21 protein-coding genes are annotated in these 26873 nt (G+C 30.6%); 3 read left to right on the top strand and 18 right to left on the bottom strand.

Annotated features, from left to right (window positions below; translation table 11 throughout):
• Positions 1 to 54 precede the first annotated feature (54 nt).
• The 17 genes from J2Z42_RS12065 to hemA form a co-directional block, all read right to left on the bottom strand.
• Complete coding sequence (locus J2Z42_RS12065; protein WP_209703029.1) at positions 55 to 1356, bottom strand: acetyl-CoA hydrolase/transferase family protein; 1302 nt, start codon at positions 1354 to 1356, stop codon at positions 55 to 57.
• Between the two features lie 14 nt (positions 1357 to 1370).
• Complete coding sequence (locus tag J2Z42_RS12060) at positions 1371 to 1637, bottom strand: hypothetical protein (protein WP_209703028.1); 267 nt, start codon at positions 1635 to 1637, stop codon at positions 1371 to 1373.
• An 11-nt stretch (positions 1638 to 1648) separates the two neighbouring features.
• Positions 1649 to 1927: a NifU family protein gene (locus J2Z42_RS12055; RefSeq protein WP_209703027.1), complete on the bottom strand. Its 279-nt coding sequence runs from the start codon at positions 1925 to 1927 to the stop codon at positions 1649 to 1651.
• Positions 1928 to 1981: 54 nt separating this feature from the next.
• A complete protein-coding gene (locus tag J2Z42_RS12050; RefSeq protein WP_209703026.1) occupies positions 1982 to 3439 on the bottom strand; it encodes a 4-hydroxyphenylacetate 3-hydroxylase family protein in 1458 nt (485 codons plus the stop codon).
• Positions 3440 to 3717: 278 nt separating this feature from the next.
• A complete protein-coding gene (locus J2Z42_RS12045; protein ID WP_439897331.1) occupies positions 3718 to 5097 on the bottom strand; it encodes a sigma-54 interaction domain-containing protein in 1380 nt (459 codons plus the stop codon).
• A 192-nt stretch (positions 5098 to 5289) separates the two neighbouring features.
• Positions 5290 to 6579, bottom strand: coding sequence for an acyl-CoA reductase (locus tag J2Z42_RS12040; protein WP_209703025.1), 1290 nt, complete (start codon positions 6577 to 6579; stop codon positions 5290 to 5292).
• The gene (locus J2Z42_RS12035; protein ID WP_209703024.1) at positions 6576 to 7688 is read right to left on the bottom strand and encodes a LuxE/PaaK family acyltransferase; all 1113 of its coding nucleotides are present in this window, start codon (positions 7686 to 7688) and stop codon (positions 6576 to 6578) included. The genes J2Z42_RS12040 and J2Z42_RS12035 overlap by 4 nt, the downstream gene beginning before the upstream one ends.
• A 25-nt stretch (positions 7689 to 7713) precedes the next feature.
• Complete coding sequence (locus J2Z42_RS12030) at positions 7714 to 9183, bottom strand: AMP-binding protein (protein ID WP_209703023.1); 1470 nt, start codon at positions 9181 to 9183, stop codon at positions 7714 to 7716.
• On the bottom strand, positions 9180 to 9422 hold the full coding sequence (locus J2Z42_RS12025) for an acyl carrier protein (protein WP_209703022.1): 243 nt from the start codon (positions 9420 to 9422) through the stop codon (positions 9180 to 9182). Before J2Z42_RS12025 ends, J2Z42_RS12030 begins: the two co-directional genes overlap by 4 nt.
• Positions 9423 to 9702: 280 nt before the next feature.
• Complete coding sequence (locus J2Z42_RS12020) at positions 9703 to 11106, bottom strand: amino acid permease (protein ID WP_209703021.1); 1404 nt, start codon at positions 11104 to 11106, stop codon at positions 9703 to 9705.
• Positions 11107 to 11120: 14 nt separating this feature from the next.
• Positions 11121 to 12524: an amino acid permease gene (locus tag J2Z42_RS12015; RefSeq protein ID WP_209703020.1), complete on the bottom strand. Its 1404-nt coding sequence runs from the start codon at positions 12522 to 12524 to the stop codon at positions 11121 to 11123.
• Positions 12525 to 13016: 492 nt separating this feature from the next.
• Positions 13017 to 13469, bottom strand: coding sequence for a hypothetical protein (locus J2Z42_RS12010; protein ID WP_209703019.1), 453 nt, complete (start codon positions 13467 to 13469; stop codon positions 13017 to 13019).
• The gene (locus tag J2Z42_RS12005; RefSeq protein WP_209703018.1) at positions 13466 to 14266 is read right to left on the bottom strand and encodes a DUF3100 domain-containing protein; all 801 of its coding nucleotides are present in this window, start codon (positions 14264 to 14266) and stop codon (positions 13466 to 13468) included. Before J2Z42_RS12005 ends, J2Z42_RS12010 begins: the two co-directional genes overlap by 4 nt.
• A gap of 37 nt (positions 14267 to 14303) precedes the next feature.
• Positions 14304 to 15611, bottom strand: coding sequence for an amidohydrolase (locus J2Z42_RS12000; protein ID WP_209703017.1), 1308 nt, complete (start codon positions 15609 to 15611; stop codon positions 14304 to 14306).
• Between the two features lie 269 nt (positions 15612 to 15880).
• The gene (locus tag J2Z42_RS11995) at positions 15881 to 18229 is read right to left on the bottom strand and encodes a helix-turn-helix domain-containing protein (RefSeq protein ID WP_209703016.1); all 2349 of its coding nucleotides are present in this window, start codon (positions 18227 to 18229) and stop codon (positions 15881 to 15883) included.
• Positions 18230 to 18240: 11 nt separating this feature from the next.
• On the bottom strand, positions 18241 to 19512 hold the full coding sequence (gene hemL, locus J2Z42_RS11990; protein WP_209703015.1) for a glutamate-1-semialdehyde 2,1-aminomutase: 1272 nt from the start codon (positions 19510 to 19512) through the stop codon (positions 18241 to 18243).
• A 13-nt stretch (positions 19513 to 19525) separates the two neighbouring features.
• A complete protein-coding gene (hemA, locus tag J2Z42_RS11985) occupies positions 19526 to 20740 on the bottom strand; it encodes a glutamyl-tRNA reductase (RefSeq protein WP_209703014.1) in 1215 nt (404 codons plus the stop codon).
• A 193-nt stretch (positions 20741 to 20933) separates the two neighbouring features.
• On the opposite strand from hemA, the gene J2Z42_RS11980 reads away from it, so the two are divergent.
• The 3 genes from J2Z42_RS11980 to J2Z42_RS11970 are packed head-to-tail and all read left to right on the top strand — an operon-like array spanning position 20934 to position 25357.
• Entirely contained in the window at positions 20934 to 22856 is a 1923-nt protein-coding gene (locus J2Z42_RS11980) for a PrkA family serine protein kinase (RefSeq protein ID WP_209703013.1), read from the top strand.
• 4 nt (positions 22857 to 22860) lie between these two features.
• Positions 22861 to 24063 (top strand): sporulation protein YhbH, encoded by a 1203-nt coding sequence (gene yhbH / locus J2Z42_RS11975; protein WP_209703012.1) that lies wholly within the window; start codon positions 22861 to 22863, stop codon positions 24061 to 24063.
• A gap of 4 nt (positions 24064 to 24067) precedes the next feature.
• Positions 24068 to 25357, top strand: coding sequence for a SpoVR family protein (locus tag J2Z42_RS11970; RefSeq protein ID WP_209703011.1), 1290 nt, complete (start codon positions 24068 to 24070; stop codon positions 25355 to 25357).
• A 114-nt stretch (positions 25358 to 25471) separates the two neighbouring features.
• On the opposite strand, the gene J2Z42_RS11965 is transcribed toward J2Z42_RS11970, so the two are convergent.
• On the bottom strand, positions 25472 to 26734 hold the full coding sequence (locus J2Z42_RS11965; protein ID WP_209703010.1) for a dicarboxylate/amino acid:cation symporter: 1263 nt from the start codon (positions 26732 to 26734) through the stop codon (positions 25472 to 25474).
• Positions 26735 to 26873 lie beyond the last annotated feature (139 nt).

The raw sequence follows: 26873 nt of genomic DNA, 5'->3' as shown, positions 1-26873 counted from the left end.
ATACTAACCTTTACTTATATAAATTATAAATGAAATTTCTAAAAAACATTAGTTTTAAAATTTGCAGTTAAATCTAGTTTCGTATTCTTTTATTAATCCTTCTTTAAAATTTGGGTGTGCAATATTTATTAAAGCCCTTGCCCTTTCTTTTAAGGTCTTTCCTTTAAGTTTTGCAATCCCATATTCTGTAATAATATAATCGACTTCATTTCTGGATGTTGTAACTGCAGCACCTGTATCTAATATTGGAACTATTCTCGAAACCTTGCCATGAGCTGCTGTAGATGGTATAGCAATAATTGCTTTCCCGCCTTCTGACATATTAGCTCCTCTTATAAAATCGACCTGGCCTCCAACTCCACTTATTTGCTTCAAGCCTACACTTTCAGAGCATACCTGACCCATTAAATCTACCTGAACACAGGAATTTATTGAAATTAATTTATAATTTTTCATTATAACCTGTGGATTATTTACATAATTTACTGGATAAGTTTCAACCATAGGATTGTTGTCTATAAAATCATATAATTTTTTTGTACCCATTAAAAATGTTACAACTATTTTGCCTGGATGAAGTGTTTTTTTCTTGTTTGTTATAACTCCTGCCTTTACCAATTCCACAACTCCATCAGATATCATTTCTGAATGTATACCTAAGTCTTTTTTATCCTTTAAAAATAAAAGTACTGCATCTGGAATAGCACCTATTCCAAGCTGAAGTGTGGATCCATCTTCGATTAAAGATGCACAGTATTTACCTATTGCCTTTTCAACTTCACCTATTTTAGGTGGCTTAAGTTCTATTATTGGATGTGAGACTTCAACCATATAATCAATATCTGATACATGAATAAAAGAATCTCCAAGAGTTCTAGGCATATTTTTATTCACTTCAGCAATTACAAGTTTAGCACTCTCTGCTGCTGGTTTAGTATAGTCATTTGACACTCCAAAACTGCAATACCCATGCTCATCCGGTTCACTCACCTGAATCAATGCTACATCTACAGGCATATAACCCTCTTTAAATAATTTTGGTACTTCATAGAAAAAACATGGTGTATAGTCTCCTCTTCCTGAATTAACAGCGTCTCTTGTACTAGCACCTACGAATATCGAATTATGTTTGAAATATTTCTCCATTCCTTCTTTAGCATATTCGCCTTTTCCCATAGCTACCATATGAACTATTTCCAAATTTCTATAGTTTTCTCTGTTTTCAACCATGGCATCAATAAGCTCTGATGGTTCTCCAACAGCATGTCCAGTGACTACCCTGCTATTGGATTTTATTTTAGAAACTGCTTCTTTAGCACTTACTAATCTATCTTTGTATATGTCTTTCCAATTCATAAAATCACTCCTTCTTATATACAAGAGTATTTATCTAATATTTGCTTAACCTCATAATAGTCCTTTTGAGATCTAACTAATATTTTTTCCAATTTAAATTTAAGCTCTTTATGATTTACACAAGCACTATTACACCCGCATAAAACTATAACTACATCATAAACTTTATTAAAATCAGCTATTTCAAAATTAAAATTTGAATTTTTCTCTAATCTATGAACAAATTTTTTTCTATCGTATTTTGGATTACATCCTCCACAATATTTTATTCCTATATCCAAATCATATCACCTTATGAATTTCGGCCTAATATTTTTCTTGCCATATCTAAAGTTTCTTCACTCATACAATTTACAAGTTCAACTTTTTTTATTTGTGGAATTTTTTCTTTCAAAGAAGTTTCAATTACATCCTTTACTGTGTAATCTGCAGATATACATCCACTACACTGTCCTAAAAGTCTTATTCTCACAACTCCATCTTCTATGTCAAGGAGTTCAACATCTCCCTTATGGCTTCTTAAATAAGGTCTTATTTTTTTATCAATTACTTCTAATATCTTTTCTTTCATAGACTAAAGCACCTCTTTTTATATTTGGGGAGTAAAATACGCTCCCCATTCATATTAATCCTCTTTTATTCTAGCTATAGCTTTTGCCAGTGCCTTTTTCTGTCTCAAATTTCCCTGTCTTGATATCATTATTCTTTGTGCCTGTGGTGAACCTGCACCATGCATTGATTCAGTTCTATAACCAACTGCTGCTGTACCAAGGCATAGATTTTCAAGTAATCTCAATATCTTCATTCTATCTTCTACTGGTACAGATGCTACTCCTACTAAATATTTTGATACATATTTTCCAGTAACAGGGCTATGGAAATCTTTTTCAGATGGCATAGTAACCATAAGTCCTCCAGCTATATCTTCTGCCAATCTTACTATTTCATATGGGAATCTTGTTACATTTTGTTTACATACATTAGCTAATAATAAATCTATCTGGTAGTTTCCTGCTTTTGTTGGATATCCTTCAGCTGAGCATGCAATTCCACAAGCATATAGTGTTTCATTCAAGTGCATCATTTCTATTAATTTGTCTTTTATATGTGATGCTTTTGCAGCTCCATTATATTCAGCAGCAACTGCAGCAGCTCCTATTAATACGTCACCAACTCCAACTTTGCATCCACCATAACTTTGTCTATGATATCCTGCAAATCTTTCGACTAACATTCCTGCGAACTCAGTTTCACCATTTAAGAAGATTCTGTCATTTGGTACAAATACATCGTCAAATACTGTTAAAGCTTCTACTCCTCCAAATTCTTTGTTACCTACATCTATATCTGCATCTTCTTCAATTTTTCTAGTATCACATGATTGTCTACCAACTATCATTGTTATTCCTTTTGTATCTGTTGGTATTGCAAATGCTACTGCATAATCTTTATCTTCTGGTCTCATTGCAATAGTTGGCATAACTAGTACTTCATGAGAATTACATATACCTGTTTGATGAGCTTTTGCTCCTCTTACTACTATTCCATCCGGTCTTCTTTCAACAACTCTTAAATATAAATCTGGATCAACTTGTTTACTTGGTGATAATCCTCTATCTCCTTTAGGATCTGTCATAGCACCATCTACTACTAAATCGTTTTCTTGAACATACTTTAAAAAATTCTTAAAGTTTTCGTGATAGTTTGTATTATGTTCTTTATCTATTTCATAAGTAGTACTAAATGTTGCATTAAAAGCATCCATACCAACACATCTTTGGAAACATGCAGCAGTCTTCTGACCACATAATCTTTGCATTTTAACCTTCTTAACTAAATCCTCTGTGCTTTGATGTAAATTGGCAAATCTATTTATTTTTTTACCTGTAAGACTTGATTTTACAGTCATTAAATCTTCATATTCTGGCATTTGTGCTAAATCATAAGTCATCTTAACTGAATTAAGAGATGGACGAAGTATTGGATTATCTACTGGGTTGTCTATTTTTTCTCCTAACAAATAAACATTTAATTTTAACTTTCTTAAACTTTCTACATATTCTTCCCCTGTCATTAAAGACATTAAAATCATTCCTTTCAAAAATATAATTTTTTTATCTTCTTACTTACATATGTAGCAATATTGATGCCAACTTGTACTTATTTTAAGTTAAATAAAAAATATACCTGCATTTACAACGTAAATACAATGTATATTTTTTAAAACACACTTGAATTTTTATTTATATAATTATCAATATGTTGCATTTTTGTAATGTAAATCGTTTTCATCACTGTTGAAACTGGTAATACCAATCTAATTCCAAATTTTAATTATCAGTTTCATAATTGCAACATATTTTATTTTTGCAACATATTTTTATTTCTATACCTTTTTCTTTTTCTAACTAAAGTGGACGCATTTATACCAAGTTCAGCAGCAGCATCTCGTACATTACCATACTTTGCGAATGCATTTTCTATTAACCTTTCTTCCAATTTTTCAACTTCTTCTTTCATATTTACTTTTTTATCAACTATTTTAAATTGAGATCTATTATTCCATACTTCATTAATAGGTATATCACTTCTGAGTATTTTATCTCCCGGGCTCATAATTATAGCTCTCTCTATTATGTTTTTTAATTCTCTGACATTTCCCGGCCATGAATATGCTTTTAAAGAATCTATAGCTCCACGCGTTATAGACTTATTAAAGTCATATTTTTTGTTAAACATACTCAAAAAATGATCTATAAGAGGTTCTATATCTCCCGTTCTCTCCCTAAGTGGTAGAATTCTGATAGGCACTACATTCAAGCGGTAATACAGATCTTCCCTGAATGTCTTGTTTTTTATCATTTCTTTTAAATTTCTGTTAGTAGCTGCAATTACTCTAACATCAACTTTAATGGTAGTATTTCCTCCTACCTTCTTAATTTCTCCTTCCTGGAGCACTCTTAGTAATTTCACCTGCATATCTAAAGGTAGTTCTCCAACTTCATCTAAAAAAATCGTACCTCCATCAGCTAATTCAAAAAGACCAATTTTTCCTTCTTTATTTGCACCTGTAAATGCTCCCTTTTCATATCCAAACAATTCTGATTCTATAAGATTATAAGGTATTGCTCCACAGTCTATTTTTATAAAACTCTTTTTGCTTCTTTTGCTATTTTTATGTACATATTTAGCTATTCTTTCTTTTCCAACACCAGTTTCTCCAAGCAAAAGTACTGTTGTATCCAGCTTTGCTACCTTTCTTACCATTTCTAATATATTAAGCATTCTTTCATCTTTGACTACTATATCGGAAAAATTCAAGAGCTGTTTTCTCATAGCCTCTACCTGTGAATAATATTTTTCAGTAAGTTCTCTATTCTTTTCCAGCTGTTCCTTCAATTCGTACAATTCCGTAACATCACGCACATTTGTAACTACCATGGTTATATTGCCCTTATCATCAAAAATTGGGCTGCCGGAAACAACTACTTTTTTTCCTGTTTTGAATTTTTGTTCAATTGTAACACTTTCCCTGCTTTTTAAAACCATAAGTGTAGCTGATTTAGAAATAAATCCGTTTTTTTCAAGGCATTTCATATTCTTTCCAATCATTTCTTTTCGTTTCATTCCAGTAATTTTTTCATAAGATTTATTAAGGAATATAGTATTGGCTTCACCATCAGTTATATATATGCCATCATAAGAACATTCTATAATATCATATAAACGACTCGTTTCTATCTGTAATCCTTTTGTATATTCATCACTTAATTTTAAAGATTCCGATATTTTTTTATTTTCCACTATACAACCCCCTTTAAATCAAATATACAATATATTATTTTCAATATGTATCAATAAAATTATAGCATATTTTTTTAACATAAAAAAATTGCAGAAGAAATATATTTTTATATCTCCTCTGCAATTCAGTTAAATATTTATACTGCACCATCTCACAAGTTCATTTACAATAAAGCAACCGTCCCACGGTGAATCATAGATATTCATGATTCCTACACTTACAACTCTGTCCACCCCAAGAGTTGTAACCATATCTGCAAACTTTAACATTTTTGATTTATCTTTAATAGCAAAACCCAAAGTTTGTATCCTTCTATTAATTAAATTTTCTACATCAAATATACTATTTACTTCTTTAACAAAAATACATCTGCCTCCTACGGGTTCTTCTAGTACTATATCATTATTAATTAAAATAGTATAATTCAATCCTTTACTGCAATAAATTTGTTTATCTAAACTAAGACTATATATTCCTCTCTCATTTATAATCCTTGCAACAGTAGCTTCATCTACAACATTTTTATATCTTTTTTCTATTTTTTTAAAAGCTTCGCCTATCATTTTTACAGTTTTTTCAAGTGGTATGCTGCTTTTTTCAACAAATAATACCTGAGGTGAAGAACAAGCCTTCTGGTTAAAAGTAATTATGTCCATAACAAATTTTTCTATATATTTCTGGCATTCGTCCCCTTCTATAATATCTTTGTCAAATACTGCAAAAGAATACTTAGGACCAAAAATCACATCTTTACATGTAGTTTTTTTAGGGAGCTTTACAATATAATTTACAGCTTCTTCTCCTCCCCATACAATCCTTGCATCAGCTGCAAATGACATTTCTTTATTTAATAATTCGTCTGTACTATCAAAGTAAATCAAACAAATATTCTTCAATATATCTTTTGAATAATAGATTTTATTTTCATAATTTACTTCTATATTGTCCAGACATTTTAATAGTCTTGCTACTATTTGAATATTTTTTTTAGGTACCCTTACTAAATTAGAATTTTTAGCTATAATGGCTTGAAAGACAGAATAAAATGCCAAAGTATCTATATTCCCGGCTATCCAATGACAGGCGATTCCTCTTCCCTGCGCTTTTATAAGCTTTCCATCTTCTTCATATACAAATTCGTTTAAATACTTTTTATCCTTTAAACTAATGTTTATCAATTTTTCTAAATTTGACTTTTTAAAATAAAATGAAAGATAAGGCACTCCTTCTATTTTAAGAAGCTGTTTGTCTCTGCTAAGCCTCCTGCTGTATTCATCAAATATTAGAATAATAGCTTGAACAGGTATCAAATTTAATATTTTCCAATTTGATTTTAAAGTGCCAATTATATCTTTGAAATCTTTAAAATTTATTCCATTATCATATATATTCCCATTTAATGAATGGCAAGTTATCATGTGAAATTCTCCCTTTCTGCAAAAGTATCTCCACATCCTCTAATTTCAGATTTTTCTACTCTAGATTTAAATTTAAAATATTTGCCACGTCTTCCGCATTTACAATCATCTATTCCTACTAATTCTCCTACATCCTCTGTTAATATAGCCTGTGCTGGATAGCTTGAACCTAAAATACTCATAACTTCAATCATCCCGGTCTCTCCAGGATTTACTTCTTCCATGGTATTAAAATCTCTTATTATAATATCTGCAAAATCAGGCACATGTTTATAGCCACATTCACAATCTACAAAAACAACACCTACTTGTTCTACCATTCCGTAAAAATCCATAATATTTTCTTTTTTAGTTCCAAAAACACGTGCGCATCTTCTATTAAATTCTTCTTTTTCAACTTTTTCTGATACAAGCTTTTTCCATCCACCGCTGTGAAGCAGTTTCATATTAGGTAGTGACAACTTAATATTATCTTTTTCCAAAGCTCTAATGAATTTACTCCATATTATATACGTAAAACCATATACCAATATTTCTTTATCTTTGTTCTTTTTTTCAAATTCCTTAAGTTTCAATTTATTTATTTCCAGGCTTCCATTTTTCTCATCCATTATATAAGTTATGCTGCTTGCAAAATTACTTACTCCCCTAATAGCTGCTCCTCTTGCACTTAAATTGCCCTTGTTTTTATTAACACTTTCCGTATCTAAAATCAAAAGTGGTCTTCTGTTTCTTCCCAAAAAACTTGTTAATGTAGCTATTAAAGCTTGTGATTGATGTATTGATGTGGTTCTATCCAAATAAATTTTACTTGGTATTCCAGTAGTTGTAGCACTAGAATTCAATACTCTTGTTATATTATCTTTTTTACAGGTTAAAAGTTCAAATTTTTTAAACATATTTACAGGTATAAAAGGAACGTCAACTAAATTTGAAATATTTGATATGTCTATATCAAACTTTTTGTACATAGAATTTATATTTTCATTAACTAAATTTTTTTCTAATTGGATTTTAATAATTTCAAGTAGAGCTTTTTCCTTTTCATTTTGAAATACTCGAAACTGGTCATTTAATACTATATCATCTATTAAATGTTTTATTTCCATATACATCACCTGTTTCATTTTATTATTATATATTCTTTAATTCTTTAAATAATACTTTTCCCGATGAATTCTTTGGAAGAGATTTTAAAAACTTTACGTATTTAGGTACCTTATATCTAGGCAGTCTATCCATACAATACCTAAATATATATTTAGAATTTATATTTGAATTATTCTCCTTTAAAACTACAAAAGCTTTTACAGCCTCGCCCAAAATATCATCTTCTACACCGATAACTGCACACTCTACCACTTCTTTTATTTCAGATATTACATTTTCTATTTCTTTTGGGCTTATCCTATTTCCGCCACTTTTTATTATATTTTTTTCTCTAGAAACTATATATATATATCCTTCTTCATCTTTCACTGCTAAATCTCCAGTATAAAGCATACCATTTTTAAGTACTTTTTTAGTTTCTTGGCTGTCATTAAAATAACCTTTCATTATATTTCCACCTTTGGCAACCACTTCTCCAACTTGACCTACTTTAACTGGCTTTCCTTCTTTATTTACTATCACAAGTTCTGTTCCAGGAATGCCTTTTCCTATAGAACCTAATTTATTCTTGATATTTTCAGGCGGAAGGTAAGATAATCTTGCAGTAGCCTCAGTTTGTCCATACATAATATATATATCTATATCTTTAAGAGCACTGCAGAGTTCAGTTATAAAAACTTCTGGAAGTCTTCCGCCTGCCTGAGTTACATATCTTAAAGATGGCAATTGCGATTCTTTAAGATTTGTCATCCTGAGCAGTATCTGATAAGTACTGGGAACTCCTGCAAAGCCTGTACAATTGTATTTATTAATATCCTCTATTACAGTTTGTGGAAACATGAATTTGTTATTTATAACTATGCTTCCTCCAACCTTAAAATGTGTATTTAAAAGGGATGTCCCATAGCAATAATAAAAAGGAAGTACAACTTCTATTCTGTCTTTTTGTGTTAACTTCAAATATTTTATTATGGAGTCTGTATTGTACATTAAATTATAATGAGTCAGCATTACTCCTTTAGGCTTAGATGTAGAACCAGATGTAAACATGATTAATGCTGTATCTCCTTTTATGTCAATAGATTTATTTAACTGTGCTTCTACATCTGATCGTTTTACACTGTCCTCATTATAAACCTCTATACTATTATCAATTAAACCTTTTATTTTGTTTATATGCTTTTTCTGGCAGAATATCATTTTTATATTCAAAATTGATATAATGTATTTTATATCGTTTACATTTATTGCTGGATTGAGCGGCACACATATACTTCCATTCTTAATAATTCCAAAATATGTTTCAATAAAAAAAGTAGAATTATCTGATATTATAAGTACACTATCTTCTTTCGAATAATTCTTTTTCTGCAATAGCATGGTTATAAAATTTATTCTTTCATATATTTCAATATAACTTACTTCCTCCCTGCCTATTACAGCTGTTTTTTCTAACTTTTTAGATTCTTTAAATATATAATCTGTAAATGTCATATTTCTATGCCGTATTTTCCTAATATTTTTTTCACATCTCCTATAGTGTACATTTTAGATATATCTACCACATCAAGATTTATTCCAAATTCATCTTCAAGAGCAGCGACAAGTTCTACATGAGCCAATGAATCCCAATCTTTTATTTCATCTGGACCCATATCATCAGTAATATCATTTATATTTTTTATATTTAAATTATCACAAATTATTTTATTGAATTTATCTAAATTCTTCATAGCATTTCCTCCTAAAAGTTTATTTATATATATGAAAAGCAATTATCATACCACTGTTTTATAAGCCCATAAAATCATAATATGCATAATTTTTTACTATATATGCTGCATTAATGCAACAATCATTTTTATATAAAAGCCACTACTTCACTAGTTATTTTATAAAATATAATAAATATCTATTCTGTTGCCAATCTGCATTTTATTTCTATTTTGCAACACTTATTTTTTATTTACTTTATATTAATAAAAGGGATGACACCATCCCTTTAAAAACTAACTATGCACTATGCGAACCTCTATCTAAATTTTCATTTTGAACAACACTATGAGTTCTTCCATAAGTAAAATAAATCAGCATACCTATAGCAAGCCATACACAGAATCCTATCCATGTTATTTCACGCATTGATACCAAAAGAGCCAGACAGCACAATATGGTTATTATCGGAGTAAATGGTACCCAAGGGCATTTAAATTTTCTTTCTATCTCTGGCATAGCTTTTCTAAGGTATATAACTCCAAAAGATACAACCATAAAACTTAACAGTGTACCTATACTAACAAACTCTACAATAATATCAAGTGGTAAAAATCCAGCTATAGAAGCTGCTATTATGCCAGCTGTTACAGTAGCTATATATGGAGTTTTATGAGTCTTATGAATTTTTGAAAATATCTTTGGAAGTAATCCATCTCGCGACATAGCCATAAATACTCTGATTTGTCCATATAAAACGGCAATCATGCTAGAAATCATTCCTAGAATTGCTCCAACACCCACAATTGCAGAACCCCAGTTAATACCAATCCTTGCAAGCGATGCTGGAACAGCATTATCTGAAACTATTTCATTATAAGGGACAATTCCAGTAAGTACTACTGCTACCGAAACATAGAGTAGACAAACAACTATAAGACACATTATAATTCCTCTTGATACATCTTTTTTAGGATTTACAGCTTCCTCTGCTGATGTAGCAATTGCATCAAAACCTAAAAATGAAAAGAATACTGTACTTGCTCCTGTAAAAACTCCCTTCCATCCAAAAGGCATAAACGGTGTGTAATTAGAAATTTTTATATGTGATACTCCAAGTACAATAAATAAAAGTATTATAAATATCTTTACGCCAACAATGATATCATTTACTCTTGCACTTTCACTCATTCCATAGCATAGAAGCGCAGTTAAAATTAATATCACAAGAACAGCTGGTAAATCTATTATTCCACCTTTACTAGGTGATGTAGTAATAGCATGTGGCAGCGTAATTCCTGCATTCTGCAGTATACCTCTAAGCGTTCCAGACCATCCAGATGCAATAGCACTAGCTGCAACTGAATATTCAGCAGTTAAACACCACCCAATAATCATTGCCACAAATTCCCCAAAGGCAATATAAGAATATGAATAGGTGCTTCCTGATACAGGAAACATAGTTACAAGCTCACAGTAACATAAACCACAGAGGCATGCTACTATTCCTGCTAATACAAAAGAAAGTATAATTCCAGGGCCTGCTGCATGGGCACCCTCTCCAGTTGCTACAAAAATTCCAACTCCGACTACAGCACCTATTCCTAAAGCTGCTATATCCCTTGCTCTTAGATTCTTTTTTAAATCTGTTCTTTCTACACTTTTCATTAACTGTTCAATCGATTTCTTTTTGAAAATATTCATAAGTTTTCTCCCCTTTATGCACTATGAGAATCTTCATCTAATTTTTCATTTTGGATAACGCTGTGAGTTCTTCCATAAACAAAATAAAATATTATTCCTATAGCAAGCCATACACAAAATCCTATCCATGTTATTGCACGCATTGATACTAAAAGTACTAAGCAGCATAACACAGTTATTATAGGAGTAAATGGTACTCCAGGACATTTAAACTTCCTATCAAAATTCGGCATGGTTTTTCTAAGATATATAACACCTAGTGAAACAACCATGAAACTTAGCAATGTACCTATACTCAAAAATTCTACAATAATATCCAGCGGCAGAAGTCCTGCTATTACCGAAGCTATTATAGCTGTTATTATAGTAGAGACATATGGAGTTTTATGTACCTTATGAATTTTTGAAAAAGCTTTAGGAAGTAGTCCATCTCGTGACATAACCATAAATATTCTAATTTGTCCATAAAGCATGGCAATCATTGTAGAAATCATTCCTAGAATTGCCCCAACACCTACAAGTGCTGAGCCCCAATTTATTCCAACTCTTGAAAGTGCGGCAGGTACAGCATTTTCTGAGACTATTTCTCTAAATGGAACCATTCCAGTAAGTACAACAGCCACAGACACATAAAGTACACTAACTGCTATAAGGCACATTATAATTCCCCTTGACACATCTTTTCCTGGATTTTCTGCTTCTTCAGCTGCAGTGGAAATGGAATCAAATCCTATATATGAGAAAAATACTGTACTCGCTCCTGTAAAAACTCCCTTCCATCCAAAAGGCATAAATGGTGTATAATTAGATACTTTTATATGTGATACTCCAAGAAAAACAAATAGCAGTATTACAAATATCTTTATAACAACAATTACATCATTTACTCTTGCACTTTCGTGCATTCCATAATATAAAAGACCCGCTAAAATTAGTATTATAATGACAGCTGGCAAATCTATTATTCCACCTTTGCTGGGTGATGCACAAATAGCATGTGGAAGTGTGATTCCTGCATTCTGGAGTATACCTCTGAAGGTTCCAGACCATCCAGATGCAACTGCACTAACTGCAACCGAATATTCAGCTGTCAAACACCATCCTATGATCATTGCCACAAATTCTCCAAAGGCAATATAAGAATATGAATATGTACTCCCTGCTACAGGAAACATAGTTGCAAGTTCACAATAACATAAACCACATAGAGCGGCTACTATACCACATAGTATAAACGAAACTATAATTCCAGGACCTGCCGCATGTGCTCCTTCTCCTGTTGCTACAAAAATTCCAACTCCAACAACGGCCCCAATACCAAGTGCAGCTATGTCCCTAGCCTTGAGATTTTTCTTTAAACCTGTTTTTTCAATACTGTCTTTCAATTGATCAAGCGATTTCTTCTTGAAAATGTTCATAAAATTCCCCCTGCTTTGAAATTAATCATAACAAAAATTGCAATTTTCATGCAATCATTTTTTGTACGGATAATATAATAATTCACAACAAAATATAATTAATTTTTATATATTCAGTAATACTTATAAAAATATTAAATATATTTGTCTTTTTATATGATTATTAAATTATTTGCCTTCAATAATAGACATATGTTAATATTATATAACATTTTTTTATAAATAAAAGCATTTTATCTACAAAAAAACATTTTTATGAATTTAATAATTTATTATTTTATATTAATTATTTAATGAATAAAGATTTATTAATTTCTATTTTAAAATAATATGCATTATAAAATATCATTTTTATAAATTTATCAGCTGTTTTATTACTAATTTACAAATGCATTAATTACATTTTTCAACATATTTATTTGTACATAAAATGTGCATAGATAATCGAAATCATCTATGCACAACATATCTATATAAAAATTTATAAATATACTAAATTCTACCTGTAATTCTTAAAACAACCTCTGCAATTACACTTGCAAATAAAAAGGTTCCTGTATAGACAGTAAGAGCTACAATTACTATCTTCCAACTCAGCTTCTTAAACAGCTTCAAATCTTTTCCCAATGACAAACCAGCAAAAGCTAGTACAGGAGTGGTAAGTGCAAGCATATCTATTTTACTTAAATATTGTTTGTCTAAAAAAGCACCATATGGATTAAGTGGACTCGTTACTAAAACAGCTATTACAGATATCCAAAATACCATTGGAAGTTTTAAAGGAACAATTTTCTCAATTATTATACCAGCAAGAGTAATAGCTACAAGTATCAGCATACCTATAATTCCAATTTTTATAGGAACCTTATGATTTATAGTATTACCTATTAATGCAACTACTCCAACCCATAATAGAATTGCAATCTCTTGAACTATTTTCTTCATATACTTTTTTCCTCCTTCTTTCCTCCAATTTTAGGTTCTAACCATGCATATAATTTGTTTGCAACTGGAAGCGAAACAAATAGCGTGAAGTATATACCAATTATGGTAGTTATCAAATTAGATGCTGCCGCGAAACTAGCTATTTCTTTAGCTTTTTCCGGGAATACAGCCGCTATAGCTCCTGATGCAGCAGCCATCATACTTCCAGAACCAACACCTGATCCCATAGCTAAAGCCAATGGATTAAATATTTTTAATGATCCAAGGTACCCTGCAAGAAGACCAATATAAATTGCACCAAATAAAGTTCCACATATATAGATTCCCATAACTCCACGACCTTCAGGAGAATCCATACCATATCTTTCTGAAATAATAGCAATATTAGGCTCACGATCTATTGAAAAAGTTGCACCTACAGCTTCACGTTTTAATCCAAGTAATAATGCAATTGGCAATCCCAAAATTACTGTTCCTAAAAAATGTCCTAGTTCTTGAAAGCAAAGTGCCCACCCTGATTTTGCAAGCATAACAATGGAAGGTCCCATAGTTGCACCTATCTTTGCAACAAATATTATTACAGCAGTACTCATTATAGTATTTGATAGTTTCATTTCCTTATCAGAAATTAATTTTAATTTAGGTAAACTTAAAGTTCCACCAATAATTAATGCAAATAGCATTGGAAGAAACACAAGATACCCCGGTCCAACTTTAATCTTCCTTTCGCCAATTAATTCAGCTATTACAACCAGTACAAGAGCCATTAAACAAATTTTGCCATATTTTTTTAGCATCATTTTCCTCCTTCAATTAGATAAATTATTACAATAATCAGTTATTGAATTCATTCATTAACTTTAAATATTGTTGTTTAGTAAAAATTGGTTTAAAATTTTTAATTATGCTTTTACCTTTTTTTGCATTGTCGCTAAGTAAATCTATAATAGTCATAGCAAGTAATTTTGCTGGAAGTACACAAGCTGCATTATAATCCTCTACGTTAAAGTCTTTTGCATGTAAAAGACCACTTACTCCTCCAATATACGGATGTATGCTTGGTATTAACTGTGATACGTCTCCCATATCAGTGGATGCAAAAAAATGTCCTGCATCTAAAATACTCTCTTCTGGAAGAAGCTTTTTGCAATTTTCTTTAAAAACACTATTAAGCTCCTTAGAGCATTTAAGAGGTAAATACCCTGGTATATTTTTAATAATTGTCTTTGCTCCTACTGCATCTCCACCAGCTTTAAGTGCCCTGTCAACTTTTTTATTTGCCTTTATCATAGCATCTACAGTTTTAGCCCTAACATAGCTTTCAAGTCTTACATCATCTGGAACACAATTTACTACTTCTCCGCCTTTAGTAATTATAGGATGAAATCTAACATAATCATCATCTTTAAAGGTTTCTCTAAGTGCATTTACTCCTGCTATTCCAAGCATTGCTGCATTAAGTGCATTTATGCCTTCTTCTGGAGCTTCAGCTGCATGAGCTATTTTTCCAACATAATTTATAGTTTTTGCTATAAATCCATTACTAGTTAACCCTATTGCAGCAGTTGGCTTAGGACTGTCTTTTAAGGAATGCATCATCATTGCTATATCTATATCATCAAATTCGCCTCTATATATAAGCTCTTGCTTTCCTCCCATAAAATGAAGCTTTCCCTGTTCCCTAAGCTTTTGTCTATAGGAAACCTCAATGCATTCCTCTGCAGGGACTGCCATAAAAGTTACATTTCCATGGAGCTCATCTGAAATTCCTGAAAGTTTCAAACCTATTGCAGCTCCAATTAATGCTCCTAATTGAAGATGATGACCGCAGGTATGTGCTGCCCCTGTTTCACTATCTGTATTCTTGTTTCCCCTGCATATAACTGCATCTAGTTCTCCAAGTATAGCCACATTTATTCCATCATTTTTATCTTTAAGTTTTGCTTTTACACCGGTTATGGCAATACCTTCTTTATATTTAAGTCCTATGTCATCAAAAATATCAGCTACTTTTCTTGCTGTCTTTTTCTCTTTAAAACCAAGCTCCGGATTTTTTTCTATAGATTTTGAAAATTCTATTATTTTTTCTGAATTTTTATCAATTACTTCACATACCAATTTTTTGACCTGTTCGATATCCACTTAATATTCTTCCTTTCTAAATTAATTTTTCATTTTTGGCCTATTAATTTTATGCAATTATAATTTTGCACTAAATTTAATTATAATTATAGCAAAATACGACAAATTATGATGGTATTAATATGCTATATTATAGTCATTAATTGTTATTATTAAAAATACAATAAATTTACAAGCAATAATATTGCGTATATTTATTGTTTGTAAATATAAAAAAATCACAGTAAGTTATATTAATAACATTATTGTGATTTTGTACTAAAAATTATTTATTTTAAAACAAGCTTTAATTCATAGAATTGCAATCCATTAAATAGCAATTGGCTATTTAATTCATAGGAACTCTTTATAATTGATTCAGTAATCTTAAGAGTAGGATAAACGGTTCTGGACATATAATTCCAAAATTCGGGGTCATTAGTATCTATGGCTGATGAGTTTATCCACTTATGATAAAAGCTTCCATTATCATTATCAAGAGTAAATTTTTTAATAATATAAGATCCTTCTTTTAAATTTTTAAGCAGAACTCTCATGTCAATAGTTTTAACTTCGGTAAATGATGAAAATACAGAATAATATGGATCTATATAACATGGATTAAACAACATCAATTGATATGAGTTATCAATTTGAGTAAAAATGTAGTTATCTCCCCGTGCTATAACATTATTTCCAAGCCGCCTTAAAAATTTTAATACAAAAAATATAGGTCTACACACAGATTTATAAAAAAATAAACTCAGTATACTATTATCAACTTTCCCGGTGTTCTTCTCATAAATATAAATACTTAACCAGTAACCAGCACCTATTATATCATTTTCTAAGTTTTTCAAAACATCTACCATTAACGCAGCTCTAAAAAAAGTTCCAGAAAGAGTAGTTCCTTTTCCAACTAACGTATTCCATTCAGTCATAAATAAATTTTTCATTTTTATATTATTTTTATTCATTACTGATTTTATAAGTAATATAATTTCCTTCTGATAATTTTTTATTTTAGTTATTCCATCATTAGAATTAAGTCTATCTCCATTTAAGAGTTCACTTACATCAGCCTCAAAAGTATAAAATTCCGGTACACACTTTTTATTTTTAGTGAAGTTTATAAATATATCTAGTTTCTCACTATAACAAATGGAATTTTTAGTAATAGTGCTGGCACCTATTTTTATACCTGGCAATATACTTTTTATATCATAAAATATTCTATTATAAAATTCGTTATAAATATTTAATTGACTAAATTCACATTTAGAAAGCCCGCTTACCTCAACATTCCATGTATTGAGCCATGAATTTTCAAAGTCATTCCGACATTTTTTAAAAAATGCTATTATTTTCTCACAAACAATCTTTAAAAAATCCTTCTCCCCTTTAATACAATTTACAGCGGATATGAAATCTATTTTAAATAAAGGCTTAAATTTATTTTCATATAAAAATTCTAAAATCAATTTTTGATTATAATGGTTATCTATAGAAAAAACAGGCTCCATTTTAAATCCATCATCAAATATTACTTTGCAATAAATATAATCTATTCCAGTCTCCTCACAACTTTTTAAAAGTAAATCACGTACTTCATAGCTTAATAATTCTTTTAACTTTCCTACATTTATTATATTATATAAGGTATTAATTTTATTTTTCTCAGATTCAGCATATATAACAACATTTTTTCCGCTATTACTTTTCAGTTCATTTGAGAATTCATTCTCCATTATATATTTATTTATTATTTGAATAAATTCTCTATTTTTGAAATCAAGTATTTTTAATTCTTTTTGTCCTAAATTTTTATTAAAATTTATTTTATTTTCTCTGCGGTACTGACTTGGGGTAATATTATACTTCTCTTTAAACAATCTATTAAAAGATTTAATATTTGTAAATCCATTATTATAAGCTATCTTAATAATTGGCAAATCAGTATTAAGTAATTCTTTTAATCCGTGTTTCATTCTAACGTCATTTAAATACTTGCTAAAGCCAATCCCAAGTTTGTCTTTAAAAAGATGAGATATATAAAATTTAGATAAATATTGGCTATCTGCAACTTTTTGTAAGGTTAGCTGAAATTTATAATTCTTATTTATAAACTCCAAAATTTTTTCTAATTTTTTTTCATTTTTAGGCACATCTAAAATTTGACTGTCTATAGAGTAAAAATAGATTAGAAGATGATTCAGGAATTTATAGAATAAGCTGTACAATTCAAACACATATACATTTTTCTCATCATTATATATCTGTATCATTTTTATAAGCATTTTTCTAAGATCTTTTACATCTTCTTCATTGTTAATTGAAGTATCTGCAGTATTCAAATTAAATTCAACATTACTAAATTCATAGGAAATACTTTCAACTGTCTCTAATGGTACATGAAGAAGTATAACTATATTTTGCACATTGCTTTCAATTTCATATATGTCATCTACATTCAATACAATGATATCATTTGACTTCAGTTTCCATAGATGTCCATTTGTACTGACCCTAACCTCACCACTTATGACAAACATTATTATGAACTTATCATGCTCCCACTTACTTAAAAGTTTAATTTGTGCTATATCTATTCTAAACGGTAAGTCTTTTACATTTTCCAATCTAAAATCTCCTATATTTCAAAACTATTAAAAGCTTGTATGAACTTATCTATATCCTCATCAGTCTGTTTAACATTTAAAAATACAGCTTCAAATTGGGATGGAGCTATATATATTCCGCTTTTTATCATATGCTCAAAATATCTTGCAAATAAAGCTGTATCACATTTTTTTGCATCTTCGTAATTTTTAACTTCTTTATTTTTATTGAAAAATAAAGTAAACATAGCACCGCATCTGTTAAATACAACAGGTATATCCTTCTTTTTAGCTATAGTTTCTATTCCATTTTGAAGCTTACTTCCAAGTTTTTCTAAATGCACATAATATTCTGGATTGTCATGTAGTTTCTTTAATGTGGCAAGTCCTGCTGCCATTACAATAGGATTTCCAGACATAGTACCAGCTTGATATACAGGTCCCATTGGAGAAAGTTTTTCCATAATCTCACGCCTTCCACCATATGCACCACAAGGAAGTCCTCCTCCCATTATCTTTGCAAATGTAGTAAGATCCGGTTTTATGCCATAAATACTCTGGGCACCTTTATACGCAACTCTAAAACCACTCATTACTTCATCGAAAATAAGCAAAGTTCCATATTTGTCACAAAGTTCTCTAAGTCCCATAAGAAAGCTTTTATCACCAGGAATCACACCCATATTTCCTGCTACCGGCTCCACTATGACCGCTGCAATATCATTATATTTCTTAAAAATATTTTCTACGCTTGAGATATTATTATATTCTGCTATTAAAGTATTTTTTATGCTGTCCTCAGGTACTCCTGCACTTCCAGGTATTCCTTCAGTCATTAACCCCGAACCTGCATCTACAAGGAATCCATCAAAATGACCATGATAACCGCCTGCAAATTTTATTATCTTGTTTTTTCCAGTATAACCTCTTGCAAGTTTTATAGCACTCATAGTAGCCTCAGTTCCTGAATTTACCATTCTAATCATGTCAACATTATCTACAGTTTTGCATATGTATTTAGCCAGTTCAAATTCTATTTTAGTAGTTGCTCCAAAAGATATGGAATTCTCACTTGTGTGTTTTATAGCATTCACTACATCTTCATCACAATGTCCTAAAATCATAGGCCCCCAAGAACATACGAAATCTATGTATTTATTACCTTCCTCATCATAAATATAAGTTCCTTGTCCTTTTTTTATAATTGGAGGATTTAAAGATACATCTTTAAAAGCCCTTACAGGACTATTTACTCCTCCTGGCATATATTTCTTTGATTCTTCAAATATATCATCATTTTTCATTTAACAAATCCTCCTAATTTTCATTTACTTCGTCACAAAATATAGAATTTATGAATCTTATACATTCATTTTCTCTTCCATTTATTTTTTCCTCTTTTAATAACTTTATAGCCCTGCTTATATAAACTTTTGCTGTACTCTGTATCATTATACTAGCAAGTTGTTCATTGTCCTTAGTATATTTCTTGTTTTTAAATGTGTCTATCCTTTTTTCACATATTTTATTGCCATACCTTTTTATTTTTTGTATTTCAGGAGAAAGTTCATTAAATCTCTGCCACTTTAAAAATTCTTTCATATATTTCTGAATTATATACCTGTATTTCTCCATCTTCTCTTTTCTCTTTATTTTATTTTCTTCATCAATGCTGCTTATATCATCAATATCATAAACTTCAACTCCATTGACATCGGAAACATCTCTATCAACATCTCTTGGAATTGCCAGATCAAATATTAAAAGTTTCTTTAAAGGAATATCTTTCTTACTTATTATAGTATAAGCTGCAGAGGTACAACTGATAATACAATCTAAATCATTGTAATAATTTTGCCTGTCATTAAAATTTATGAACTTAACCCCACTCTGATTTTTATATACATCATCTATTTTATTTAAATTTCTAACTGCAACATATATAATAGATGGTTTTGTAGGTCTTAAATATTTAAATATAAGTTTTCCTATTTCTCCAAATCCAATAACCATATATCTCTTAGCTCCTCTATTTAAAGCTTCCCGTACAGTTATGGATGGAGAAGAGACCGGTATCTTATATATTTCACAGTTATTTTTAAATTCCTTTCCGCAGGCTATTGCATTCTCAAATAACCTGTGAAGTGCTCCTTTCACGGTTCTTAACTTCAATGCAATCCCATAGGCATCTTTAATTTGTCCTAAAATTTGATCTTCACCTAAAATTTTAGAATGAAATCCACAACTTACCTCCATTAAATGTTTAATAGAATTTATATTCTTTACATAAAAAATATATGGACTTAAATTTTTATCCCATTCCAGTACATCAAATATAATATTTATCAGTTCATTATCCTGAAGTTCTGAATCAACATATATTTCAGTTCTGTTACATGTACTTAAAATAACTACACTCCCTATAATTTTGTTAAGTTTTTTTAGCTTTTCCTGCAATTGTGATGATACAATTGAAAATTTTTGTCTTATTTCTATACTGCATTCACCTTTTATACCAATAAGTTGTATCATTATTATCAACTCCAAATACTACTTAAAAATTTTTTTAAAAGAATACTAATAACTACAATAACACTATTATAATATAAAATTCAAAATATAAAATAGTCGATTCAAAATAAATATAATTGCATTATTTATACATATTTCATAACAATCTCGAGTAAATATGTAATATGTATTATATAAGCCGGAGGTAATAAATATGGATTTTAAAGAAATAATTCAAAGAGATCGAGAAATACGCAAAAAGCAAGACTTTCAAGGAACATTTCTAGACTATTTACAAATTATAAAAAACAATCCTGATATATTGAAATTAGCCCATAAAAGAATGTATGATATCATAATAAATAAAGGTTACGAAGTATTAAAACCAGAAGAAAATCCAAAAATCAAAAAACTATACGGCAATGAACCAATTAAAAAATACAATTTCTTTAAGGATGATTTTTTTGGAATTGATAAAGTTCTAATGAAATTGGTTAATTATTTTCACTCTGCAGCAATGAAAGGAGAAGAATCAAGGCAGGTTCTTTATCTTGTAGGCCCTGTAGGAGCTGGTAAATCTTCTCTAGTTGAATCAATTAAAAAAGCTCTTGAAACCTCAGAACCAATTTACACACTTAAAGGATGCCCTATGAGAGAAGAACCACTTCATCTTATACCAAAACACCTGAGACGTAATTTTGAAAAATCCCTAGGCATTGAAATTGAAGGCGATCTTTGCCCTGTTTGCAAATATAGGTTAAAACATGACTATGGTGGTGAATATGAAAATTTTCCTGTAACTACTACTGATTTTTCAATTCGTTCAAGAAAAGGAATTGGAGTAGTCCCACCTGTAGATCCTAACAATCAGGATACATCTGTGCTTACAGGTTCAATTGATATATCAAAAATGGATATGTATCCAGAAGATGATCCCCGAATATTTTCCCTAAATGGTGCTTTCAATGTTGGCAATAGAGGAATGGTAGAATTCATAGAAGTCTTTAAAAACGATGTGGAATATCTCCACACAATTATTACAGCGACCCAGGAAAAATCTATACCTTCACCAGGCAAAGGATCTATGATTTATTTTGACGGAATAATTTTAGCACATTCCAATGAATCAGAATGGAATAAATTCAAATCAGATCATACTAATGAAGCAATACTCGATAGAATAGTAAAAATTGAAGTTCCTTATTGCATGGAATTAAATGAAGAAGTAAAAATATATAAAAAAATCCTGGGGAAAAGCAGATTTGATGCCCATATAGCACCACATACTATTGAAACTGCAGCAATGTTTGCAATTTTATCAAGACTTTCACCTTCCAATAAAGTTGATCCTATGACAAAATTAAAAATTTATAATGGAGAAGATATAGTTGAAAAAGGAACTACCAAAAAAATAGATTATTCAGAGCTTAAGGAAGAAGCCGGGATAAGAGAAGGTATGACTGGAATTTCTACCAGATTCATTGTCAAGGCTTTAGACAATGCTCTTTCAAACTCTGAACACAATTGCATAAATCCATTAAGTGTGATGGATAGCTTGACAAAAGCTGTCAAAGAACTTGATATAGCTGATGATGATAAAAAAAGATATCTGACTTTCTTAAAAGATACTATCAGGAAGGAATATAATAAGGTACTTGAGAAAGAGGTAACAAGAGCATTTATACACAGTTTTAAAGAACAGGCAGAAAGTCTTTTTGACAATTATCTCGATCATGCTGAAGCTTATGTAAACAGAAATAAAATTAAGGATCGTTCCACAGGAGAAGAACTCGAACCTGATGAAACCTTCATGAGGTCAATTGAGGAGCACATTGGTATTTCTGAAAGCTCTGCCAAAGGTTTTAGAACTGATGTTACTTCATATATGTTCTATGTTATAAGAAATGGTGGAAAAATAGATTATACATCCTATGAACCACTTAAAGAAGCTATTGAGAAAAAGCTCACTACTTCTGTAAAAGAATTATCCAGAATTATAACCAAATCAAAAGTACGTGGCAAAGAACAAAATGAAAAATATAATTCCATGGTTGAAGAAATGAAATCCAATGGATATTGTGATTATTGCTGCGATGTCATATTAAAATATGCTGCCAATAATTTATGGAAGGATTGATACTATGGCCATTTTTAGAGAATTTGACGCAGGTGAACATCATGATAGATCTTTAGAGGATAGAAGGCGTCATAGACAACTAGTACAGAAATCAATCAAAGATAATTTAGCAGATATAATATCCGAGGAAAGCATTATAGGTCAAAGCAAAGATAAAAAAGTTAAAATTCCTATAAAAGGAATTAAAGAATATCGTTTCATATATGGTAATAACTCCTCTGGAGTTGGCAGTGGAGATGGTTCACAAAAAAAAGGAGATAAGCTTGGAAAAGCTCTCCAAAGAGGCAGAGGTAAAGGTGGCAAGGGTGCAGGAAACCAGGAAGGCGAAGATATGTATGAAACTGAAATTACAATAGAGGATGTAGTTACTTATCTGCTTGAAGACCTTGAACTTCCTCTTATGGACAAAAAAAGATATTCAGAAATTCTATCTAAAAATTCTTTGAAAAAAGTAGGTTATCAAAAAAATGGCATAAATCCAAGACTTGCCAAAAAGAGAACTGTTATAGAAAAGCTGAAAAGGCAACAAACTGCCAGAAAAAATCTAAAAGAAGCCAGTGAAGATTTATCTCTTAAAGATAAAATTGATGATATGGACATAGAAACAAGATTTCCATTCAGAGAGGACGATTTAAGATATTTCAGAATAAAGAAAAGGCCAAAACGTGAACTGAATGCTGCTGTTATCTGCGTAATGGATACATCAGGATCTATGGATAGTACTAAAAAATTTCTGGCAAGATCTTTTTTCTTCATTCTATATGAATTTGTAAGAATGAAATACAACAATGTAGAAGTAAAATTTATTGCCCATTCTACTACCGCCAAAATAGTTACGGAGGGAGAATTTTTTCATAAGGTTGAATCTGGTGGAACTTATATATCAAGCGGGCTAAATAAAGCTTTAGAGGTAATTGAAGAAAATTATAATCCTGCTTATTGGAATGTTTATACTTTCTATGTAAGTGATGGTGACAACTGGAGTGAAGATAATGAATTAGCTTTAAAGGCAGGGAAAGAGCTGTGTAAAATCTGTAATCTTTTCAGTTATGCTGAAATTATACCAAGCCCTTATGGCAGTAATATAAAAGATAATTTTGAAAGAGGAATAAAAAGCAATAATTTTGCTGCTGTCACCATCAACGAAAAACAAGATTTGTGGAAGTCACTTAAAAAAATATTAAAAAAGGAATTTGAAGTGGGGTGATTTTTTGGAATACACATCTAAGGATTTAGAAAAATGGTGCAGTATTATAGAACCTATGGCAAAAGAACTTGGCCTTGATTTTTATCCACAGGAGTTTGAGATTGTAAGTTATACTGATATGATTGCTTATGAAGCTTACGTTGGTATGCCTTCAAGATATCCTCACTGGAGTTTCGGAAAATCCTACGAAAGAACAAAATCGCTTTACAAATACAATCTTACAGGGCTTCCATATGAAATGGTAATAAACTCAAATCCATGCCTTGCTTATTTAATGAAGGACAACACTCTGCTGCTCCAGATTCTAACTATGGCACATGTGTATGGGCATAATGATTTTTTTAAAAACAACAGACTATTCAAAGAAGGAACAAGAGCATCATATACTATTGAAATGTTTAAAAATGATGCAGATATAATAAGAGGTTATGTAAATGACCCAAGCATTGGATATGACGAAGTAGAAAAATTTTTAAATGCAGCCCATGCAATAAGACTTCAAACAAATAGAACAATAGGAATGAAACACTCTAAAGATGAAAATAAATTAGAAAAGGAATGGAAAGATGATATTTTACAATTTATTATGAATGAAGGTGAACTCAACGAATGGCAGAAAAATGTTTTAAATATAGTTAGAAGAGAAACTGCCTATTTCATACCACAGATTGAAACAAAAATTATGAATGAGGGTTGGGCCAGCTACTGGCATTATAAAATTCTGCATAAATTAAATCTTCCAGATTCCCTTTATCTTGAATTTATTAAGAGGCATAATGATGTTATTACTCCATATATCGGTTCAATCAATCCATATCATCTTGGTTTTAAAATATTCGAAGACTTAGAAAAAAAATATGGACTCAACAAAATATTTGAAGTCAGGCTGCTGGAACGTGATGAATCTTTCATTAGAAGATACCTTACAGAGGATTTATGCTATGAATTAAATTTATTTCAATATGGAAAAGAAAAAAATGAATATGTAGTTCAGAATATATCAGATGATACAGGATGGCTTGAAATCAGGAACACTCTGTGTAAAAACTGCGGCATGGGTATGATACCAAATATTGTGATAAGTGAAGTTTCCAAAAATGACAATACACTTATTTTAAAGCATATCTTTGAAGGACGTGAACTAGACTCCATTTATATGGAAGCTACATTAAAATATGTTTACGACTTGTGGGGTCATCCTGTTCAACTAAATACAAAGATAGACAAATCAGATATGAAAATATACTGTGACAATGATAAAAAGATTTCATATACAAACCTAGGTGAGAATTAGTACAGTTAATAATTAATAATTAAGAGTTAACGATTATTAGCCAATAATTGTTAACTCTCAACTTTTATAAGTTTTCTCGTGAAATCATTTTAATAATTTCACGGACTAAGCTTTTTAACTTATTTTTTTAGTTTTAAATGTATTCCAATTGTTTCCATCTACAAGTCTGGATATAACCATACTGCAAACTACATTTCCGGTAGAATTAAGAACGGTTGCTGGTGCATCTATAATTACACTTATAACTACAATTATAGGGAGCAGTTCTGTTGGAAAACCATATACACTAAGTATAAGCATTTCTCCTATCATTCCACCACTTGGTATAGCAGCCATTACAGCTCCAACTAAAAATGACACAAAAATTATAGAAATTATAGATGAAATACTGGTCATATCTTTTCCGAATAGTGTAAATAAAAAGGTGACTTTCATAACTCCTCCTATAGCAGAACCATCTTTATGGATATTGGCTCCAAGTGGAATTACAGTTTCTGCTATATCATCTTGAACTCCAATTCTTTTTGTACATTCAAGATTGGCCGGTATACTAGCTGCACTTGAACAGGTTGCAAGTGCTGTAACAGTAGGAAATACAGCGTTTTTCCAGAATGTCTTCATTTCACATTTTCCTCCAGCTAAAAAAGCATAAAAAGAAAAAAATCCAAAATAGTAAATTATAGATAAAACTAAATATAGTATAAATACCCTTAAATATCCTTGAAGTATCTGCGGCCCCAGTGTCCCTATTACTGCTGCAAAATAGCAGGCCAGTCCTATAGGTGCATAATACATAACTATTTTAACCATTTTCATCATTACATTTGATGCTGCCTCAAGAAATTTTGCAACAGGTGCTGCCTTCTCTCCAAGCAAAGCTGTTGAAATGCCAAAAAGTACAGAAAATACAATCAGCTGCAGCATATTGTTCTTAGAAAATAGTGATACAAAATCTGAAACAGTTGCTGTGTTTACAAGTTGCTCTAAAACCCCCATCTGCTTGATCCGCTTTGCAGTATCACTTCCAGAGGAAACTATTTTCCTGAGGTCTGAATAATTTAAACCTTTCGCCGGATTAACTATCAAAGCACCTATGAATCCAATTATACAAGCTGCAATGGCCGTACATAAAAATACTAAAAATGTACTTGCCATTATTTTTCCAAGCCTCTTCATACCCTTCATGTTAGCTATAGCCGAAGTAACACTAAAAAATACTAAAGGAGTTATTATCATAAACATTAAATTTAAGAATAAATCTCCAAATGGCTTCAGCACTACAGCTTTAGAACCATAAACTACTCCTATAATTGCGCCTAATATTATGGAACTTAATAATATTATAGAAAATCTATATGATTTCAAAAATGTTTTCATTTTTAATCACTCCATTTTTATAAACTCATCTGTTGAATTATTTTAAAATTCCATAGCTTATTAACTGCTTTTTTAATATTTCTAAATTTTTGTCCTCCATTGTAGTAAGTGGAAGCCTTAAATCACCGACATCTTTGCC

This window comes from Clostridium algifaecis (assembly GCF_017874415.1).
Lineage (GTDB): Bacteria > Bacillota > Clostridia > Clostridiales > Clostridiaceae > Clostridium_B > Clostridium_B algifaecis.
This window is presented reverse-complemented; position numbering and strand designations above follow the sequence as displayed.

What these genes read in the sequence shown, in the direction of transcription:
- J2Z42_RS12055 (WP_209703027.1), bottom strand. Translation starts at nt 1,927, where the DNA reads ATGAAAGAAAAGATATTAGAAGTAATTGATAAAAAAATAAGACCTTAT.
- J2Z42_RS12015 (WP_209703020.1), bottom strand. Translation starts at nt 12,524, where the DNA reads ATGAACATTTTCAAGAAGAAATCGCTTGATCAATTGAAAGACAGTATT.
- J2Z42_RS12010 (WP_209703019.1), bottom strand. Translation starts at nt 13,469, where the DNA reads ATGAAGAAAATAGTTCAAGAGATTGCAATTCTATTATGGGTTGGAGTA.
- J2Z42_RS11965 (WP_209703010.1), bottom strand. Translation starts at nt 26,734, where the DNA reads ATGAAAACATTTTTGAAATCATATAGATTTTCTATAATATTATTAAGT.
- hemA (WP_209703014.1), bottom strand. Translation starts at nt 20,740, where the DNA reads ATGATACAACTTATTGGTATAAAAGGTGAATGCAGTATAGAAATAAGA.
- J2Z42_RS12065 (WP_209703029.1), bottom strand. Translation starts at nt 1,356, where the DNA reads ATGAATTGGAAAGACATATACAAAGATAGATTAGTAAGTGCTAAAGAA.
- hemL (WP_209703015.1), bottom strand. Translation starts at nt 19,512, where the DNA reads ATGAAAAATGATGATATATTTGAAGAATCAAAGAAATATATGCCAGGA.
- J2Z42_RS12040 (WP_209703025.1), bottom strand. Translation starts at nt 6,579, where the DNA reads ATGATAACTTGCCATTCATTAAATGGGAATATATATGATAATGGAATA.
- yhbH (WP_209703012.1), top strand. Translation starts at nt 22,861, where the DNA reads ATGGCCATTTTTAGAGAATTTGACGCAGGTGAACATCATGATAGATCT.
- J2Z42_RS12020 (WP_209703021.1), bottom strand. Translation starts at nt 11,106, where the DNA reads ATGAATATTTTCAAAAAGAAATCGATTGAACAGTTAATGAAAAGTGTA.
- J2Z42_RS11980 (WP_209703013.1), top strand. Translation starts at nt 20,934, where the DNA reads ATGGATTTTAAAGAAATAATTCAAAGAGATCGAGAAATACGCAAAAAG.
- J2Z42_RS12025 (WP_209703022.1), bottom strand. Translation starts at nt 9,422, where the DNA reads ATGAAGAATTTAGATAAATTCAATAAAATAATTTGTGATAATTTAAAT.
- J2Z42_RS12050 (WP_209703026.1), bottom strand. Translation starts at nt 3,439, where the DNA reads ATGTCTTTAATGACAGGGGAAGAATATGTAGAAAGTTTAAGAAAGTTA.
- J2Z42_RS12035 (WP_209703024.1), bottom strand. Translation starts at nt 7,688, where the DNA reads ATGGAAATAAAACATTTAATAGATGATATAGTATTAAATGACCAGTTT.
- J2Z42_RS12030 (WP_209703023.1), bottom strand. Translation starts at nt 9,183, where the DNA reads ATGACATTTACAGATTATATATTTAAAGAATCTAAAAAGTTAGAAAAA.
- J2Z42_RS12005 (WP_209703018.1), bottom strand. Translation starts at nt 14,266, where the DNA reads ATGCTAAAAAAATATGGCAAAATTTGTTTAATGGCTCTTGTACTGGTT.